Origin of the sequence: Blastococcus sp. TML/M2B (assembly GCF_016612865.1) — a bacterium.
In the GTDB taxonomy this organism is placed as follows: Bacteria; Actinomycetota; Actinomycetes; order Mycobacteriales; family Geodermatophilaceae; genus Blastococcus.
In genome coordinates this window covers 62,833-80,495 of sequence record NZ_JAENZZ010000001.1, presented here as the reverse complement: position 1 = coordinate 80,495, position 17,663 = coordinate 62,833, and the positions used below count along the sequence as shown (strand labels likewise).

General features: G+C 74.3%; 17 protein-coding genes and 1 pseudogene. 9 read left to right on the top strand and 9 right to left on the bottom strand.

Annotated elements, in window-relative coordinates; all coding sequences use genetic code 11:
- Positions 1 to 462, bottom strand: coding sequence for a MaoC family dehydratase (locus tag JKP75_RS00375; RefSeq protein WP_200492664.1), 462 nt, complete (start codon positions 460 to 462; stop codon positions 1 to 3).
- Between the two features lie 68 nt (positions 463 to 530).
- Between JKP75_RS00375 and folP the strand changes: the two genes are divergently transcribed.
- Positions 531 to 1,391, top strand: coding sequence for a dihydropteroate synthase (gene folP, locus JKP75_RS00370; RefSeq protein WP_200489641.1), 861 nt, complete (start codon positions 531 to 533; stop codon positions 1,389 to 1,391).
- Between the two features lie 3 nt (positions 1,392 to 1,394).
- On the opposite strand, the gene JKP75_RS00365 is transcribed toward folP, so the two are convergent.
- Both JKP75_RS00365 and JKP75_RS00360 read right to left on the bottom strand, forming a co-directional pair.
- Positions 1,395 to 2,495, bottom strand: coding sequence for a DUF5808 domain-containing protein (locus JKP75_RS00365; protein ID WP_200492663.1), 1,101 nt, complete (start codon positions 2,493 to 2,495; stop codon positions 1,395 to 1,397).
- Entirely contained in the window at positions 2,492 to 2,926 is a 435-nt protein-coding gene (locus JKP75_RS00360) for a GntR family transcriptional regulator (protein WP_200489642.1), read from the bottom strand. The genes JKP75_RS00365 and JKP75_RS00360 overlap by 4 nt, the downstream gene beginning before the upstream one ends.
- A gap of 206 nt (positions 2,927 to 3,132) precedes the next feature.
- Here JKP75_RS00360 and JKP75_RS00355 point away from each other — a divergent pair, with 206 nt between their 5' ends.
- The 3 genes from JKP75_RS00355 to JKP75_RS00345 all read left to right on the top strand — a co-directional run bounded on the left by JKP75_RS00355 (position 3,133) and on the right by JKP75_RS00345 (position 5,755).
- Complete coding sequence (locus tag JKP75_RS00355; protein ID WP_207146562.1) at positions 3,133 to 3,513, top strand: VOC family protein; 381 nt, start codon at positions 3,133 to 3,135, stop codon at positions 3,511 to 3,513.
- A gap of 135 nt (positions 3,514 to 3,648) precedes the next feature.
- Complete coding sequence (locus JKP75_RS00350; RefSeq protein WP_200489643.1) at positions 3,649 to 4,074, top strand: PaaI family thioesterase; 426 nt, start codon at positions 3,649 to 3,651, stop codon at positions 4,072 to 4,074.
- Positions 4,075 to 4,159: 85 nt separating this feature from the next.
- Positions 4,160 to 5,755: a 4-coumarate--CoA ligase family protein gene (locus JKP75_RS00345; protein ID WP_200489644.1), complete on the top strand. Its 1,596-nt coding sequence runs from the start codon at positions 4,160 to 4,162 to the stop codon at positions 5,753 to 5,755.
- A gap of 21 nt (positions 5,756 to 5,776) precedes the next feature.
- On the opposite strand, the gene JKP75_RS00340 is transcribed toward JKP75_RS00345, so the two are convergent.
- The gene (locus JKP75_RS00340; RefSeq protein WP_200489645.1) at positions 5,777 to 6,733 is read right to left on the bottom strand and encodes a hypothetical protein; all 957 of its coding nucleotides are present in this window, start codon (positions 6,731 to 6,733) and stop codon (positions 5,777 to 5,779) included.
- Positions 6,734 to 6,899: 166 nt separating this feature from the next.
- On the opposite strand from JKP75_RS00340, the gene JKP75_RS00335 reads away from it, so the two are divergent.
- Positions 6,900 to 7,076 (top strand): hypothetical protein, encoded by a 177-nt coding sequence (locus JKP75_RS00335; protein WP_200489646.1) that lies wholly within the window; start codon positions 6,900 to 6,902, stop codon positions 7,074 to 7,076.
- 24 nt (positions 7,077 to 7,100) lie between these two features.
- Entirely contained in the window at positions 7,101 to 8,093 is a 993-nt protein-coding gene (locus JKP75_RS00330; protein WP_200489647.1) for an NAD(P)H-quinone oxidoreductase, read from the top strand.
- A 34-nt stretch (positions 8,094 to 8,127) separates the two neighbouring features.
- On the opposite strand, the gene JKP75_RS00325 is transcribed toward JKP75_RS00330, so the two are convergent.
- A complete protein-coding gene (locus tag JKP75_RS00325) occupies positions 8,128 to 9,387 on the bottom strand; it encodes a cysteine desulfurase-like protein (protein WP_200489648.1) in 1,260 nt (419 codons plus the stop codon).
- A gap of 108 nt (positions 9,388 to 9,495) precedes the next feature.
- On the opposite strand from JKP75_RS00325, the gene JKP75_RS00320 reads away from it, so the two are divergent.
- Together JKP75_RS00320 and JKP75_RS00315 are read left to right on the top strand one after the other, a co-directional pair.
- A complete protein-coding gene (locus JKP75_RS00320; protein ID WP_200489649.1) occupies positions 9,496 to 10,041 on the top strand; it encodes a bacterial proteasome activator family protein in 546 nt (181 codons plus the stop codon).
- A gap of 155 nt (positions 10,042 to 10,196) precedes the next feature.
- A complete protein-coding gene (locus tag JKP75_RS00315; protein ID WP_200489650.1) occupies positions 10,197 to 11,204 on the top strand; it encodes a hypothetical protein in 1,008 nt (335 codons plus the stop codon).
- 114 nt (positions 11,205 to 11,318) lie between these two features.
- Here the strand turns inward: JKP75_RS00315 and JKP75_RS00310 are convergent, their stop codons facing one another.
- From JKP75_RS00310 to serS, 4 genes are all read right to left on the bottom strand, one after another.
- Entirely contained in the window at positions 11,319 to 12,974 is a 1,656-nt protein-coding gene (locus tag JKP75_RS00310) for a methyl-accepting chemotaxis protein (protein WP_200489651.1), read from the bottom strand.
- Between the two features lie 85 nt (positions 12,975 to 13,059).
- The gene (locus JKP75_RS00305; RefSeq protein WP_200492662.1) at positions 13,060 to 13,863 is read right to left on the bottom strand and encodes an HAD family hydrolase; all 804 of its coding nucleotides are present in this window, start codon (positions 13,861 to 13,863) and stop codon (positions 13,060 to 13,062) included.
- Positions 13,864 to 13,874: 11 nt separating this feature from the next.
- Positions 13,875 to 14,786, bottom strand: coding sequence for an HAD family hydrolase (locus tag JKP75_RS00300; protein WP_200489652.1), 912 nt, complete (start codon positions 14,784 to 14,786; stop codon positions 13,875 to 13,877).
- Positions 14,783 to 16,078: a serine--tRNA ligase gene (gene serS / locus JKP75_RS00295; protein WP_200489653.1), complete on the bottom strand. Its 1,296-nt coding sequence runs from the start codon at positions 16,076 to 16,078 to the stop codon at positions 14,783 to 14,785. Before serS ends, JKP75_RS00300 begins: the two co-directional genes overlap by 4 nt.
- A 151-nt stretch (positions 16,079 to 16,229) precedes the next feature.
- Here serS and JKP75_RS24245 point away from each other — a divergent pair.
- Positions 16,230 to 17,659 (top strand): annotated as a pseudogene (locus JKP75_RS24245) (GuaB1 family IMP dehydrogenase-related protein).
- The last annotated feature ends 4 nt before the right edge of the window (positions 17,660 to 17,663 follow it).

Sequence of the window (17,663 nt, the reverse complement as noted above, 5' to 3'; positions counted from 1 at the left end):
TCAGACGTAGCGGCGGTAGACGACGGTGGCGACCATCGCCGGCTTGCTGCCGCCCTCGATCTCCATCGTCACAGCGAGATTCATCGCGACGCCGCCGGCGAACGGGGTCGCCGACTCCATCGTCGCGCCGGCCCGCACCCGCGCGCCCACGGGAACCGGCGAGGGGAAGCGCACCTTCTCGGTGCCGTAGTTCACGCCCATGCTGAAGCCGGTGATCGTGACGATCTGCGGGATCAGCGAGGGCAGCAGCGACAGCGTCAGGTAGCCGTGCGCGATCGGGCCGCCGAAGGGGCTCTCCTTCTTCGCGCGCTCCGGGTCGACGTGGATCCACTGCTGGTCGCCGGTGGCGTCGGCGAACTGCTGCACCTGCTCCTGGGTGATCGTGACCCAGTCGCTGTAGCCCAGGTGCTGGCCGACCAGCCCCTGCACGCCCTCGACGCCGTCGACGGTGGTCTGCGCCATCTGCTCGCCCCTCTCCTCGGTCTGGTTGGCTGACTCCACCACACCGGCGTCACGAGGGAGGGAACGGGTTGCTCCGCATCGGTGCGCTGGACGTGCCAGACGGTGACTTCGTCCTGATGGCGATCGTGAACCGGACACCCGACTCGTTCTACGACCGCGGCGCGACATTCGGAATGGGTGCCGCCCTCGAGCGGGTGGACCGGGTCGTCGCCGAGGGCGCGGACATGGTGGACGTCGGCGGGGTGAAGGCCGCCCCGGGCGAGGAGGTCAGCCCGGCCGAGGAGATCCGCCGCACCGTCGATCTGGTCGCCGCCATCCGCGCCGCGCACCCGGGCCTGCCGATCTCGATCGACACCTGGCGGGCCGAGGTGGCCCGCGAGGCGCTGGCCGCCGGCGCCGACGTCGTCAACGATGCCTGGGGCGGGGTGGACCCCGAGCTCGCCGGCGTCGCCGCCGAGGCCGGCGCGGGCATCGTCTGCACGCACGCCGGCGGGCTGCCGCCGCGCACCCGGCCGCACCGCGTGCAGTACGACGACGTCGTCGCCGACATCGTCACGCGGACGACGGCGCTGGCCGAGGCCGCCGTCGCGGCAGGGGTGGACCGCGAGCGGGTGGTGATCGACCCGGGCCACGACTTCGGCAAGAACACCCGGCACTCGCTGGAGGCCACCCGGCGGCTGGACGAACTGGTCGCGACCGGCTGGCCGGTGCTCGTGGCGCTGTCGAACAAGGACTTCGTCGGCGAGACCCTCGGCGTCCCGCTCGAGGAGCGGCTCACCGGCACCCTGGCGACGACGGCGGTGAGCGCCTGGCTGGGTGCGCGGGTGTTCCGCGCGCACGACGTCGCCCCCACCCGCCAGACGCTGGACATGGTGGCCTCGATCCGGGGCACCCGGCCGCCGCTGCGCACGGTCCGCGGGCTGGCCTGAAGTTCAGCCCAGGACCAACGGGGCGGCGATACCAAGTCCGACCAGGGCCAGCAGGCCGACCGCGACAGCGATGCCGCCGGGCGAGCCGAGGTTGATCGTCCAGCCGATGCCGACCCGCTTGGGCACCCAGACCGAGGGGTCCTGCCGGTTGACGTAGACCAGCCCGCCCGGCCAGAACCGGTCGTCGTCCGGGGCCTCCGCCCGGCGGTCCGCCGTGGGCAGGTCGGCGCCGGCCAGCTCCCGGCGGTAGCGCCGGACCGCCTCGACCGTGCAGCCGATCACCGCCACCACGAAGAGCACCAGCGCGGGAACGCTCCAGCGCAGCCCCTCCGGGGAGAACCACGTGTCCAGGCCCAGGGCGCAGACCAGGGCCGTCGTCGCGAGGGCCGTCGTGGCCAGCACCCACTGCGCGACGTCCTGCTGGGCCCGCGCCCGCCGCGGGGCGAGCTCCACGGGATCGCCGGGGTGCACGCGGACCGGGAAGCGGGTGGCGGCGAAGGCGAGAGCGGCCACGAGGGCGAGCGCCGCCCAGCCGATCCAGACCGCGGCCAGCGCCGTCCACCAGGTCGTGTCCGCGTAGGAGTCGGGGCTGCCGGCCAGGTCCCAGTGGACGGGCACGCGGCCGGGGAGGTCGTCGTAGCGGAGGGCGCCCACGAGCGTCGTCCCGGCGAGCAGGACCACGGAGGCGAGGTACCAGCCCACCGGGACGCGGACGTCCTCGTGCGTGGCGGTGACCGCCGCCGACATGCGCACCGCCTTGCCGGCGAACCAGGCCTCGGAGGCCTTGGCGGCCATGAGCGGCCGGCGGGCCTGCACGAATGCTGCGATCCCGCCCGCCGTCGCGATGAGCACCGGCACCGCCACGGCCGCCGGTGGGGCGACGGCCGCGAGCGCGCCGGTCAGCGCGAGCGCGACCGCGGTGACGACGAGGACGGCGGAGCGGTAGGTGCGCAGCGCCCGTCCGACGGCGGGGTCCTCGACCCGGTCGGCCGGGACGCTCACGCCCAGGGGCAGGGTGGGCCGGGCGAGCGCCGGAGTGAGGAGGAACGAGCCGCCCACGAGGAGCGTCGTCCCCGCGCCGAGTGCCAGTGCCGACCAGGTCATGGGGTTTCCTCCGAGGTGCTGCCGGCTGCCGCCGGGGTGGTGAACGACGCGGCCAGCCGGCCGCAGATCTCGGCCGCCTCGGACGACGGCAGCCCGCGGGCGACGGCCTCGGCGAGCAGGGTGCGGGCGCGCGCCGACCAGTCGGCGACGAACGCGGGGTCGGGTGGGCCGCTCGTGGGATCGCGGACCACGACCGAGCCGGACTTGCTCGTCGTGGCGATCAGCCCGTCCTGCCGCAGCCCGTCGTAGGCCTTGGCGACCGTGGCCACGTTGATCCCGAAGGCCTTGGCGAGCGCGCGGACCGAGTGCAGAGACTGACCGCGGACGAGCCGCCCCGAGGCGATCGCCTCGATCACCCGCTCGCGGATCTGCTGGTAGATCGGCACGGGCGAGAGCGGGTCGACGTCGATGAGCACGCTCGGTTCTGACACACCTGTATTAGTACTAGTGATACAGATGCTCCGTCAAGCCGGCCGCCGTCCCGGTACCGCGCCGTCCGCCCTGCTACCGCGCCGCACCGCGGTACCCGCGCCCGCGAGGCGGTACCGGCGGCGGTGCGGAAGGCCCTGGCGACCGTCCGGCGACCGTTCTAGCGTCCGCGCCCTCAGAACCCTCGTGGAGCACCGGAGGTGGCGGGATGGCTGGTCGGGTCGTGCACTTCGAGGTCCCGTTCGACGACGGCGACCGCGCGCGCAGCTTCTACGCCCGGGCATTCGACTGGCAGATCGTGGAGATGCCGGAGATGGGCTACACGATGGTGACGACCGGCCCGAGCGGGGACACCGGGCCGACCGAGTCCGCGTTCATCAACGGTGGCATGCTCTCCCGCACCGACGCCGCCACCCGGGGCCCGGTCCTGGCCGTCGACGTCGACAGCATCGACGCCACGCTGTCCCGCATCGGCGAGCTCGGCGGCGCCACCGTCGTCGGCCGGACGCCGGTGGGCGACATGGGCTTCGCCGCCTACTTCACTGATCCCGAGGGCAACGTGATGGGCCTCTGGGAGACGGCGGCCTGACCTCCCCCGGCGCCTCTCGATGATCAGGTGACCTGATCATCGAGCGTCCTCCCTCACCGTGGAACGTGAGGGAGGACGCTGCACGATCAGGTCACCTGATCGTGGCGCGACCCGCGGGTCGCTACGTTGCCGGGCATGGCTGCCACGGGTTTCCACACCGCCGACGAGCTCAACGCGATGCTGCCGGGCACCTTCCCCGGGCTGCTGGGCATCGTCGTCGACACCCACGAGCCGGGGCGGCTCACCAGCCACCTCGACGTCCGACCCGAGCTGCTGGCCCCCAACGGCTACCTGCACGCCGGCACGGTGGTCACGCTCGCCGACACGTCCTGCGGCCTGCCCACCCGCGCACTGCTGCCCGAGGGCTCCAGCGGCTTCACGACCATCGAGCTGAAGAGCAACCACCTGGGGACGGCGCGGGAGGGGCGGATCAGCTGCGAGGCGACGAACGTGCACGCCGGTCGCACGACGCAGGTGTGGGACGCCGTGGTGCGCAACGAGGCCAGCGGCAAGCCGATCGCGCTGTTCCGCTGCACGCAGTCGGTGCTCTGGCCGCGCTAGACCCGGATCCCCGCGAACCCGGGTGTGCCGCGGGACACGGGTCGATGTGAGACTGGCGCCACACCAGCGATCCAGGAGGAACCCCGTGGCACTGGCCAGCCCGTACCCCGACGTCGAGATCCCGGACCTGTCGGTCCCCGAGGCGGTCCTGGCCGCGGGCAAGGAGCGGCCCGACGCCCCGGCGCTGATCGACGGCCTGAAGGGTGACGTGATCACCCACGGCCAGCTCGCCGCCTACGTCGACCGGGTGGCGGCCAACCTGCACGCCCGCGGGCTGCGCAAGGGCGACGTCGTCGCCGTCTTCTGCCCCAACACGCAGTGGTTCCCGGTGGTCTTCCACGGCATCGCCGCGGCGGGCTGCGTGATGAGCCCGATCAACTCGCTCTACACCCCCGACGAGATCGCCTTCCAGCTGAAGGACTCGGGCGCGAAGATCCTCATCACCATCTCGATGTTCCTGGACCGCGCGCAGGCCGCGGCCGAGAAGGCGCCGGTCGACGAGATCGTCGTGCTCGACGGCGCCGAGGGCCACGCCAACCTGTTCGACCTGCTGGGCGCCGACGCCCCCAGCGTCCAGGTGGAGTTCGACCCGGCGAACGACCTGGTCACGCTGCCCTACTCCAGCGGCACCACGGGCCTGCCCAAGGGCGTCATGCTCACCCACCGCAACCTGGTGGCGAACGTGACGCAGTGCCTGCCGCTGCTCAAGACCGGCGCCGACGAGCGGATCATCGCCGTCCTGCCGTTCTTCCACATCTACGGCCTGACCGTGCTGATGAACCAGGGCCTGGCGCTGGGCGGCACCGTGGTCACCCTCCCCCGGTTCGAGCTCGAGGACTTCCTGCGCACCATCCAGGAGCACAAGATCACCCGCGCGTTCGTCGCGCCGCCGATCCTGCTGGCGCTGGCCAAGCACCCGCTGGTCGACCAGTACGACCTGAGCTCGCTGGAGTCGATCCTCTCCGGCGCCGCCCCGCTGGACGAGCAGCTCGCGCTGGCCGTGCAGGACCGGCTCCGGGCGAAGGGCGCCTCCGTCACGGTGGCCCAGGGCTACGGGATGACCGAGCTCTCCCCGGTCTCGCACACCACCCCCGACCCCGACTCCATGCCGCCGGGGTTCACCCTCGAGGTGCCCAAGGGCTCGGTCGGCTTCGCGATCCCGAACACCGAGTGCCGGCTGATCGACCCGAACACCGGCGAGGACGCCGCCCCGGGCGAGCGCGGCGAGCTGTGGATCCGCGGCCCGCAGGTGATGAAGGGCTACCTCAACAACGAGGAGGCCACCCGCGCCACCCTCGACGCGGACGGCTGGCTGCACACCGGGGACGTCGCCGTCGTCGACGAGCACGGCATCTACACCGTGGTCGACCGGGTCAAGGAGCTGATCAAGTACAAGGGCTACCAGGTGGCCCCGGCCGAGCTCGAGGCCGTGCTGATCAACCACCCGGAGATCGCCGACGCCGCGGTCATCGGCGTGCCGGACAAGGAGAGCGGCGAGGAGCTGCCGAAGGCGTTCGTCGTCCGCGCGCAGGGCTCACAGCTCACCGAGGAGGCCGTCATGGCCTACATGGCGGAGAAGGTCGCCCCGCACAAGAAGATCCGGTTCGTCGAGTTCATCGACGAGGTGCCCAAGTCCTCGGCCGGCAAGATCCTGCGCAAGGACCTCAAGGCCCGCGCCTGAGCGCCGGCGGCGCGCCCCGGGTCACCCGCTCCGCGGGTCCCGGGGCGTGCTGCCGATCGTCGGGCCCCGCTGCGCGTCGGCCGCCGAGCTGCGGTCGACCGGCGCCGGCGGCGCCCAGCCCGGGGGCGGACCACCCGGGGGCGGCGTCCAGGCGTACCGGGGGACGGCGGGACGGCGCAGCGCGAGCACCAGCAGCAGCACGGCCAGCCCGACCAGGACCAGGCCGCCGCCCAGCAGGCCCCAGGCCAGCCCGGTGAGCGCGGGGAGCGTGGCCCCGATCCGGGCGTCCACGGCCACCCCGGCCGAGCCGTCGGCGTTCATCACGACCAGCGTCCAGGAGCCGTCGTCCGGCTCCCAGCTCAGCTGCTGGGTGCCCGGCCCGGTGGCCTGCACGGTCCAGAAGTCCTGGTCCGCGGGCGGTCCGCTCGGGGCGCCGCCCGCCAGGAGCTCCTGGTCGGCGGCGGAGGTGTCCAGACCGAGGTCGTCGACGACGGTCCGCTGCACCCCGGCCAGGTAGGCCGCGGCGTCGGCGGCCGGCGCGATGCCCACGAACACGTCCGTGCCTGGCTCGGCGGTCGTGACCTCGACGCGGGCGGTCCCCAGCGCCGCCGAGGCGCCCACCCAGTCCGCGCCGGTGTCCAGGTCGATGGTCTCGGTGACCAGCGCGTGGCCGGGCGTCGCGAAGGTGTCCGAGGCCGTGTAGAGGTAGCCGTCGTCCGCGCGCTCCCGCTGGTCGACCCACAGCAGCACCCCGCCGCCGGCGAGCAGCCCGAGGGCGGGCAGGAACAGCAGCGCGCCGACGACCGCGGCGATGACGCGGCCCGCGCTCGTCCGGCGGGGTGGCGGCGGCATCCACGCACCCGGCGGGGGTCCGGCCTGCGGGGGTCCGGCGTACGGCGGCGCACCGGCCGGCGGGGGCTGGTGCGAGGGCGGTGGGCCGACGGGGCGCGGATCGCCGATCGGCGGGTCGGTAGCCATGGGGCAGCTCCTCGGCGCCGCCGGAGCCGCTGCACCGCGGCGGGGGCCGGCGGTGCCCCCACCCTGGCACCGGGGAGCCGGCCCGCAAGGCCGCTGCGGCGCCGGCGTCCGGGGGCCGGGCGCCCGACCGGCGCGTCCGCGCGCACCGTCGACCGGCCGCGACGACGTGCACGCCCGCGACCTGCTCTCCCGGCGGCGCCCGCCCGTCGCCCTGCGGTTCGGCCCGTCCGTCGACGTCTCCGCCGGTGACGTGCGGGTCGCCACCGACGCGCTCATGGGGGCCATCCAGCAGCTCAGCGGGCAGGAGTACCTGCCCGGCTACGCGCCCCGCAGGGCCGCCTGAGGCCGCTGCTCCTAGGGTCGGGGCATGCGCGCGGTCACGATCAGCGAACCCGGGAGCCCCGACGTCCTCGGCTGGTCGGAGGTGCCCGACCCGGTCGCCGGCCCCGGCGAGGTGGTCGTCGACGTCGCCGCCACCGCGGTGAACCGGGCCGACCTCATGCAGCGGCAGGGCTTCTACCCGCCGCCGAAGGGCGCCAGCGAGATCCTCGGCCTGGAGTGCAGCGGCGTCATCAGCGAGGTCGGCGAGGGCGTGACCGGCTGGTCGGTGGGCGACGAGGTGTGCGCGCTGCTCTCCGGCGGCGGCTACGCCGAGCGGGTCGCCGTCCCCGCCGGGCAGCTGCTGCCCCGCCCCGCCGGCGTCGAGCTGGCGACGGCGGCCGCGCTGCCCGAGGTGGTCTGCACCGTCTGGTCCAACGTGTTCATGCTCGCCGGGCTCTCCCGCGGCGGCACCTTCCTGGTGCACGGCGGCTCCAGCGGCATCGGCACCATGGCCATCCAGCTGGCCGCCCGGGCCGGGGCGCGGGTGATCACCACCGCCGGCACGCAGGCCAAGCTCGACGTCTGCCGCGAGCTCGGCGCCGACGTCGCGATCAACTACCGCGACGAGGACTTCGTCGAGCGGGTCCGCGAGGCGACCGGCGGTCGCGGCGTCGACGTCGTCCTCGACAACATGGGCGCCAAGTACCTGGCCCGCAACGTCGACGCCCTCGCCGTCGGCGGGCGGCTGGTGGTCATCGGCATGCAGGGCGGCACGAAGGCCGAGCTCGACCTCGGCACGCTGCTGGCCAAGCGGGCCTCGGTGCACGCCACCGGGCTGCGCGGCCGCCCGGCCACCGGCCCCGGCGGCAAGGCCGAGATCATCGCCGCGGTGCTCCGCGACGTGTGGCCCGACGTGGAGCGCGGCACGGTCCGCCCGATCGTCGACCGGCGGCTGCCGATGTCCCGGGCGGCCGAGGCGCACCGCGCCGTGGAGGCCAGCGAGCACGTCGGCAAGGTGCTGCTGCTCCCCGCCGACTGAGGCTCGGAGGGCACCCGCACCAGCTCGCGGCGCGTCAGCGGCGGTGCGACGGAGCGGGCGGCGGCACCGGGCGGGCGGGGACGCGGGCCCGCAGCGCGGCGACGGCGTCGATGACCAGCCCGACCTCGTCGGGGGTGTTGTAGTGCATGAGGCCCAGCCGGACGGCGCCGCCGCTCTCGGTCACCCCGAGGGCGTCGAACAGCTCGCGGGCGTAGGCGTCGCCGTCCCAGACGCAGATGCCCTGCCGGTTGAGCTCGGCGGCCACCTGGCGGGGGCGCATCCCCTCGACCCGGAACGCCAGCGTCGGCGTCGTCCGCTCCGGGCGGCCCAGCACGTGCACGTGCCGCATGGCCCGCAGGGCGTCGTCCAGCCAGCCGAACAGCTCGCCCTCGTAGCGGGCGACCGCGGCAAGCGAGGCGCGCAGCCGGTCGCGGCGCGAACCGGTCGCCGTCCCGTCGAGGGCGGCCAGGTGGTCGACGGCCGCGGGCACCCCGGCGTACAGCTCGTAGGGCGCGGCGCCGGCCTCGAAGCGGTCGGGCACCTTGTCCGACGTCGGCAGCAGCTTGTCCGGGTGCAGGTGGGCCAGCAGCTGGGGATCGGCGACGACGGCGCCCACGTGCGGGCCGCCCCACTTGGACGCCGAGAGCGCGAGGAAGTCCGCGCCCAGCGCGGTGCGGTCCAGGTACATGTGCGGGGCGGCGTGCGAGGCGTCGACGTAGACCATCGCGCCGACGGCGTGCGCCCGGTGCGCGATCTCGGCGACCTCGGGGCAGGTGCCGATCGCGCTGCTCGCCGCGGTGAAGGCGACCAGCCGGGTGCGCGGGGTGACCAGGTCGTCGTACTGCCAGGCGGGCAGCTCACCGGACTCGATGTCCACCTCGGCCCAGCGGACGACGACGCCGCGCTCCTCGGCCAGCTGCACCCAGGGGCGGATGTTGGCGTCGTGGTCCAGGCGGCTGACGACGATCTCGTCGCCGGCCCGCCAGGTGCGCGCGATCGCCCGGGCCAGCGTGTAGGTCACGGCGGTCATGCTGGGGCCGAGGACGACGCCGCCCGGGGTCCCGCCGACGAGGTCGGCCAGCGCGGCGCGGGCGGCGGAGACCAGCCCCTCGGCGCGCGCGGAGGCGGCGAACACCCCGCCGCGCTCGGCGACCGGCATCCGCAGCGCGTGCCCGACCGCCCGGGCGACGTCCTCGGGCAGCAGCGCGCCGCCCGGCCCGTCGACGTGCACGTGACCGTCGGCCAGCGCGGGGAGGAGGCCGCGGACCCGGGCGACGTCGAGCCGGGACTCCATGGTGCGCACCCTAGTGGCCGCCCCGCCGCTCCCGTCGGGGCTGGGGGCGGCTGCGCGCGGGCGCCGACCTGCCGTTCGGCGGCACCGGGCGCGGGGCAGGATGGAGCCATGACTGCACCCGGCACCGGCAGCGAACGTCCCCAGCAGGTCGTCGTCGTGGGGCCCGACGGCCAGCCCGTGGGCGCCCTCCCGGTGGGCTCGGCCCCCGGTGGAGGCGAGGACGACGCGATGCAGATCAACGAGATGGTGGAGCAGCCGGCGAAGGTCATGCGGATCGGCACGATGATCAAGCAGCTGCTGGAGGAGGTGCGGGCCGCGCCCCTCGACGAGGCCAGCCGCAACCGGCTGCGCGACATCCACGCCTCGTCCATCCGCGAGCTCGAGCAGGGCCTGGCCCCCGAGCTGCGCGAGGAGCTCGAGCGGATCACGCTCCCGTTCGACGAGGACCAGACGCCCACCGACGCCGAGCTGCGCATCGCCCAGGCGCAGCTGGTCGGCTGGCTCGAGGGCGTGTTCCACGGCATCCAGACCGCGCTGTTCGCCCAGCAGATGGCCGCCCGCGCCCAGCTCGAGGAGATGCGCCGCAAGGCCCTGCCCGGCGGCCAGAGCAGCGCCCAGCCCGACCTGCGTCCCGGCGGCGGCCAGTACCTCTGACGAGCTCAGCCGCTGGGATCAGGTGACCTGATCGTCGAGCGTCCTCCCTCGGCGCACACCACGAGGGAGGACGCTCGGAGCTGTGGGTGGACGAGGTTGTCCACAGATGCGCCCGCGCCGTTCCGCTCCGGGCACGGCGCCTCGATCGTGGGCACATGCACCCGCACCTGCAGGCCGTGGCCCGGCGACGCGGCGGTGTCTTCACCGTCGCCGACGCCCGCCGCGTCGGCTACCGCCCTGACGAGATCCGCGCCGCCGTGGTCAGCAGGCGCTGGCGCCGCCTCCGCCGCGGCATCTACGTGGCCGCCGAGACCTGGGCGGCGACCGCCGGCGACGAACGGGAGCGCCACCTGCTGCACGCCCTCGCGGCCTTCGCCGCGCTCGGACCGGGCCCGGCGCTCAGCCACTCCTCGGCAGCCCGGCACCACGGCCTCGTGCTGCCCCGGGCTGTTGACGCCGACGTCCGCCTGACGCACCCGGACCAGTGGCGGACCGGCCCCGGCTACCGGATCGCAGCGGCCGAGCTGCCGCCGGAGGACCTGGTGGACGCCGGCCCCTTCGTCGTGACGACGGCGGCGCGCACGCTCGTCGACTGCGCCCGCGAGTGGGACCTGCTCGACGCCGTCGTCGCTCTGGACGACGCCCTCCACAGAACGCAGGTGCGCCGCGTCGATCTCGTGGCCACCGTGCTGCGGCAGACGCACTGGCTGGGGATCGGCTCCGCCGCGCGCGCCGTCGACCTGGCCGACGGGCTGGCGGAATCACCCCTGGAGACGCGCAACCGGTTGCGGCTGCTCGAGGCGGGCTTCCACGCGTTCGAGTCGCAGGTGGAGTTGCACGGGCCCGGCGGCTTCGTGGCGCGGGTGGACGGCTGGCTCGACGACATCGCCGTCGCGATCGAGGTCGACGGGTACGTCAAGTACGCCGATCCGCTCGACGGGCGGACGCCGGCCGAGGTGGCCTGGCAGGAGAAGCGGCGGGAGGACCGCATCCGCGACCTCGACGTGCCGGTGGTCCGGATCACGCAGGCCGACTTCCCCCGGCTGGAGCGGCCCATCCGGCGGCTGCACGAGCTCGGCAACCGCCCGTCGAGCGGCCCCCGACGGTTCCGCGTCGTCCGTCGTCCGGAACCCGGGGCGGAGCCCGACGACGCCGTCGCCTGACCCTCTCTGAGGCCCGACGGTGGCGTCCTCCCTCACCGCAGAGCGTCCTCCCTCGTGGTGCACGGTGAGGGAGGACGCTCGACGATCAGGTCACCTGATCCCAGCGGGGAGGGGTCAGACGCGGAAGCGGGCGACCGCCTCCTGCAGCTCGCCGCTCATGCGGGCGAGGTCGGCGGAGGCGTCCTGGGCGTCGGTGACGCGCTGGTTGGTCTCCTGCGTGCCGGCGGCGAGGCCGGAGATGGCGGCCGCGATGCCCTGGGTGCCGCTGGCGGCCTCGGCGACGTTGCGGTTCATCTCGTTGGTGGTGGCGGTCTGCTCCTCGACGGCCGCGGCGATGGTCGCCTGGAAGTCGTTGATCTCGCCGATGACCGAGGAGATCTGGCTGATCGCCTCGACCGCGCCGGCGGTGTCGGCCTGGATGGCCTCGACCCGCTGGGAGATGTCCTCGGTGGCGCGGGCGGTCTCCTGCGCGAGCTCCTTGACCTCGCTGGCGACGACGGCGAAGCCCTTCCCGGCCTCACCGGCGCGCGCGGCCTCGATGGTGGCGTTGAGCGCCAGCAGGTTGGTCTGCTCGGCGATGCCGTTGATCAGCTTGATGACGGTGGCGATCTCCTGCGAGGAGTCGCCCAGCTTGCCGACCGTGCGGGTGGTGTTCTCGGCGACGGCGACGGCCTGGCCGGCCACGCGGGCGGCCTCGGTGGCGTTGTGCGCGATCTCGCGGATCGCGGACTCCATCTGCGAGGAGCCGGTGGCCACGGTGTCGACGCTCGCGGCGACGGCACCGGCGGAGGCGACGACGTCGTCGGCCTGGCCGGCGGCGGTGCGGGCGTTGGCCGAGATGCCCTCGGCAGCGGCGTTGAGCTGCGTCGAGGCGGCCGCGAGGCGGGCCGAGGAGTCATTCACGAGGAGCAGGACGTGGGAGATCGCGTCGAGCGTCTCGTCCAGCGACTCGGCCATCTCGCCGAGCTCGCCACCGCCGGTGCGGCCGGCGCGGACGGTGAGGTCGCCGTCGGCGACCTGACCGAGGATCTCGCGGATCCGCTGCACCGGGCGGGTGACCCCGCGGGAGACGATCGTGGCCAGGACGACGCTGATCGCCAGGCCGGTCAGCATGATGACGATGGTCAGGTTGCGCGCCGAGGCGTAGGCGTCCGCGGCCTCCGCGGCGGTGGCGGCCGAGGACTCGGCGGCGGCCGTGGTGGCGGCGGTGATCGACTCCTTGATCACCAGTTCCTGCTCACCCATGACCCCGAGGAGCTGGATGGCGCGCGCCGGGTTGGCCGCGATGAAGCCGGGCTGGGAGAGCTCGGCGAGCGCCGGCAGGTAGGTGTCGACGGCGGTGGCGAACTCGGTGAACGCCGCGCGCGCCTCAGCCGGCAGCGGCATGGCGTCGACCTCGGCGGTGTGCTCGGCGAGGATCTCCATGTAGTCGGCCGCGGCCTGCTTGGACTTGGCGATGGTCTCCGCGGGCAGCACGGTGACGTTGGACCGGGCGACGTTGGCCGACAGCTGCCACCAGTCGGCCTCGAGGCTGCGCAGGCCGTCCAGCGGGACGGCGCCGTCCTCGTACACCTCCTGGGCGTTGCCGCTGAGCTCGGACATGCGGTTGATGCCGAAGGCGCCCACGCCGACGGTGGTCAGCGCGACGACGAGGATGGAGCCGAGCATCCGGGTCCGCAGCCCCAGCCCGGAGCCGCTCGCGCGCGTCTCCGCCGGCTCCTCGGGCGCGAGCGCGCCCGCCCCGACCGCGTGGTCGTCCGCCTGAGTCATCCCTGCCCGCTTTCCTGTACGACTGGATGTCGAAATCCCGACGCAGTGCCTATCGGCCGGGGACGGCGGAACTTGAGCAGAGGCCTCAGAGGGTCGCGAGGAAGGCCGCGACGCCGTCCTCGTCGTTGCCGAGCGTGACGTCGGTGGCCACGGCGAGCAGATCGGGGTGGGCGTGCGCCATCGCGACCGCCCGCCCACCGCCGTCGCGGACCCACTCGAACGCGGCGATGTCGTTGGGCATGTCCCCGAAGACGACGACGTCGGCCGGGCCCAGGCCGTGCCGCGCGGCGACCGCGGCCAGCCCGGAGGCCTTGGTGACGCCGGGGGCGCTGATCTCGGCGAGCGCGTCGCTGGAGGAGTGCGTGACCGTGGCCCGGTCGCCGACGATCTCCTCGATCAGCTCGACGAAGGCGTCCGGCGCCATCGATTCGTGGCGAGCCAGCAGCTTGGCGGCCGGCGCGGCGGTCATCTCCTCCAGCGTGGCGACGCCGACGCCGGGCGCGTCGACGTCCCAGCGCGGGCGGTAGACCGGCTCGTGGCGGAACTCCCAGCCGTGCTCGACGGCGAACCACGTCGTGGGCTGCCGGACCCGCAGCTCGGCGGTGATCGCCTGCAGCGCGTCGGGCGTCAGCGGCGCCTCGTCGACGATCTTCATCGGCCCGAGGTCGAGCAGCACGGCGCCGTTGCAGCAGACCGCCGTCCCGAACTCGATGACCTCGCGGACGCGGTGCATCCAGCGCGGCGGCCGGCCGGTCGCGAGGACGAACGGCACCCCCTCGGCGCGCCACCGGGCCAGCTCGGCGACCGTGGCGTCACCGACGGTGTCGTCGGAGCGCAGCAGCGTGCCGTCCATGTCGCTGGCGATCAGCCGCGGTCTCCAGTCAGACATCGCGCACCCGGTCACACATCGGCCAGCACCGCCTCCAGGTAGCGCGCCACGCCGTCGGCCCGGTGCCCGCCGGCGACGCCGTCGGCCAGCGTCTTCACCGCCGGGTGCGCGTTGGCCACGGCCACCGCGCGGCCGCCGGCGGCCTGGACGGCGCCGAGCATCGGCAGGTCGTTGGGCATGTCCCCGAAGACGAGGACGTCGCCGAACCCGACGCCGTGCCGGTCGAGCGCCAGCTGCAGCCCGCTGGCCTTGGTGATGCCCGGGGGCAGCACCTCGATGAAGCCGAGGCCGGCGTGCGTCAGCTCGGCGTCGGCGGGGTCGACGACGCTGCGGGCGAGCGCGAGCAGCTCGTCCTGGTCGAGGCTCGCCGAGCGCGCGAACACCTTGAGGACGGCGCCCGCGGGTAGCACCTCGTCCCGGGCGAGCAGCTGCGACGGCTCCGGGTAGGGCCAGTCGAAGCCGTGCTGGACGCGCAGCCGGGTGCGCACCTCGCCCTGCTCGGCGGCGTCCTCGACGGCGAGGACGACGTCGCCGGCGACGGCCTCGATCGCCTCCACCACGCGCACCGCCTGGGCGCGCGGCAGCGCCACGGTGCGCAGCACCTCGTCCCGCTCGAGGTCGACGACGAAGCCGCCCTGCGAGAGGACGGCGATGCCGCGGTGGTCCAGCGCCGCCTTCACCGTGTCGAGCAGCCGGGGCCCGCGGCCGGTGACGCCGACGACGGGGATGCCGGCGTCCCAGCACGCCTCCAGCGCGTCGCGGGTGCGCGGGCTGACCAGCCCGTTCTCGTCCAGCAGCGTGCCGTCGAGGTCGCTGGCGACGAGCTTGGGCCGCCACGCGCCCAGGTCTCCGTGGTCCACGACCCGGTCGGCGCCGTCCAGGATCCCGTGGGCCCGGATGGCGCGCGGCGGGCTCCCGGTCATGCGGGCGGCACCGGGGCGGCCAGCGCCATGCCCGGGGTGAGGGCCTCGACCCCGCCCAGCCAGGGGCGCAGCGCGACCGGGACGTGCACCGAGCCGTCGGCGCGCTGGTGCACCTCGAGCAGGCAGGCGATGGTGCGGGCGATGGCGCAGAGGGTGCCGTTCAGCGTCGCCGCCGTCTGGTTCTTCCCGTCCGCGTCGCGGTATCGGATGGTGAGCCTCCGGGCCTGGAAGGTGGTGCAGTCCGAGGTGCTGGTGAGCTCCCGGTAGGTGCCCTGGGTCGGGAACCACGCCTCGATGTCGTACTTGCGCGCGGCGCTCGTGCCCAGGTCACCCGCGGCGATGTCGACCACCCGGTAGGGCAGCTCCAGCGCCTGGAGGAACTCCTCCTCCCACTGCAGCAGACGCAGGTGCTCGGCGGCGGCGTCCTCGGGTGCACAGAAGCTGAACATTTCGACCTTGTCGAACCAGTGCACGCGGATCAGGCCGCGGGTGTCCTTGCCGTAGGAGCCGGCCTCGCGGCGGAAGCAGGACGACCAGCCGGCGTAGCGCTTCGGACCCTGCGACAGGTCGAGCACCTCGTCGGAGTGCATGCCGGCGATGGCGACCTCGGAGGTGCCGACGAGGTACAGGTCGTCGCGCTCGACCCGGTAGACCTCCTCGTCGTGCTCGCCGAGGAAGCCGGTGCCCTCCATGGCGGAGGGCTTGACCAGCGCGGGGGCGATGACCGGCGTGAACCCGGCGGCGACGGCGCGGGTGATGGCCAGCTGGGCCAGCGCGAACTCCAGCAGCGCACCGGGGCCGGTGAGGAAGTAGAACCGCGAGCCCGACACCTTGGCGCCGCGCTCCATGTCGATCGCGCCCAGCGCCTCGCCGATCTCGAGGTGGTCGCGCACCGGGAAGTCGTAGGTGGGCACCTCGCCGACGGTGCGCAGCGTGACGGCGTCGTCCTCACCGCCGGGCGGGACGTCATCGTGGACGACGTTGGCGATCGCCAGGTGGGCGGCGCGCAGCGCGGCGTCGGCCTCGCGCTGGGCCTCCTCGGCCGCCTTCACCTCGGCGGCCAGGGCCTTGGCCCGCTCGAGGACGGCCGGCCGCTCCTCCGGGGTCGCCTTCTTGACCGCCTGCGAGGCGGCCTTCTGCTCGCTGCGCAGGTCGTCGACCCGCTTGACCCCTTCCCGGCGGGCGGCGTCGGCGGCCAGGAGGGCGTCGACCAGGGACTCGTCGTCCCCCCGCGCCCGCTGGCTGGCACGGACGAGGTCGGGGTTCTCACGCACGAGCCGCAGGTCGATCACTGTGTGATTTTGTCACCCTCCGGGTGACACCGCGGCCAGCACCCGTCCCCCCCGCTGCGACGAGCGTGTCCGGGCCACGCGCCGAGGACCCTCCGGGCCCGTCTGCGCGCAGCCCCTCGCAAGCGACCTCACGTAAGCGACAATCCTTGTCATGCGCTTCCTGCAGCGACCCGAGCACGACCTCACCTACGCCGACGTCTTCATGGTGCCCAACCACTCGACGGTGGGCTCCCGGCTCGAGGTCGACCTGACCACGCCGGACCGGGTGGGCACGACCATCCCCGTCGTCGTCGCCAACATGACGGCGATCTCCGGCCGCCGGATGGCCGAGACCGCGGCCCGGCGCGGTGGCCTGGCCGTGCTGCCGCAGGACATCCCGGTCGACGTGGTCGGCGAGGTCGTCTCCTGGCTCAAGCAGCGGCACCCGGTGTACGACACCCCCATCACCCTGGCCCCCACCTCGACCGTCGGCGAGGCGCTGTCGCTGCTCACCAAGCGCGCGCACGGGATCGTCGTGGTCGTCGAGGGCGGCTCCCCGGTCGGCATCGTCACCGACGGGCAGTGCCAGGGCGTGGACCGGTTCACCCAGCTGTCCGAGGTGATGACCGGCGACCCGCTCACCATCCCGGCCGGCACCGACCTGCCCAAGATCTTCGACGTGCTCTCCGACGAGCGGGTCAGCGCGGCGCCCGTCGTGGAGGGCGACCGGCTGGTCGGCGTCATCACGAAGAAGGGCGCGCTGCGCTCGGCGATCTACACGCCCGCGGTGGACGGCGACGGCCGGCTGCTCGCCTCGGCCGCCGTCGGCATCAACGGCGACGTCGCCGGCAAGGCGCAGGCCCTGCTCGCCGCGGGCGTCGACGTGCTCGTCGTCGACACCGCCCACGGGCACCAGGAGAAGGCGATCGAGGGCGCTGCGCGCGGTCCGCTCGGTGGCCGGCTCCGTGCCGGTCGTCGCCGGCAACGTGGTGACGGCGCAGGGCACCCGCGACCTGATCGAGGCCGGCGCCGACGTCGTCAAGGTGGGCGTGGGCCCCGGCGCCATGTGCACCACCCGGATGATGACCGGCGTCGGCCGGCCGCAGTTCTCCGCCGTCGAGGAGTGCGCCGCGGAGGCGCGCGCGCTGGGCAAGCACGTGTGGGCCGACGGCGGCGTCCGGCACCCGCGCGACATCGCCCTGGCCCTGGCCGCGGGCGCGGCGAACGTGATGGTCGGCTCCTGGTTCGCCGGCACCTACGAGTCGGCCGGCGACATCCACGACGACGGCTCGGGCCGGCTCTACAAGGAGTCCTTCGGCATGGCGTCGGCGCGCGCGGTCAAGGCGCGGACGGCGACGCAGAGCGGCTTCGAGCGCGCGCGGGCCGGCCTGTTCGAGGAGGGCATCTCGTCCTCCCGCATGTACCTGGACCCCGGCCCGCCCCGGCGTCGAGGACCTGATCGACCAGATCGTCGCGGGTGTGCGCTCGTCGTGCACCTACGCGGGCGCCCGCACCGTGGACGAGCTGCACGAGCGCGCGGTGCTGGGGGTGCAGAGCGCGGCCGGCTACGAGGAGGGCCGCCCGCTGCCGACGTCCTGGTGAACGC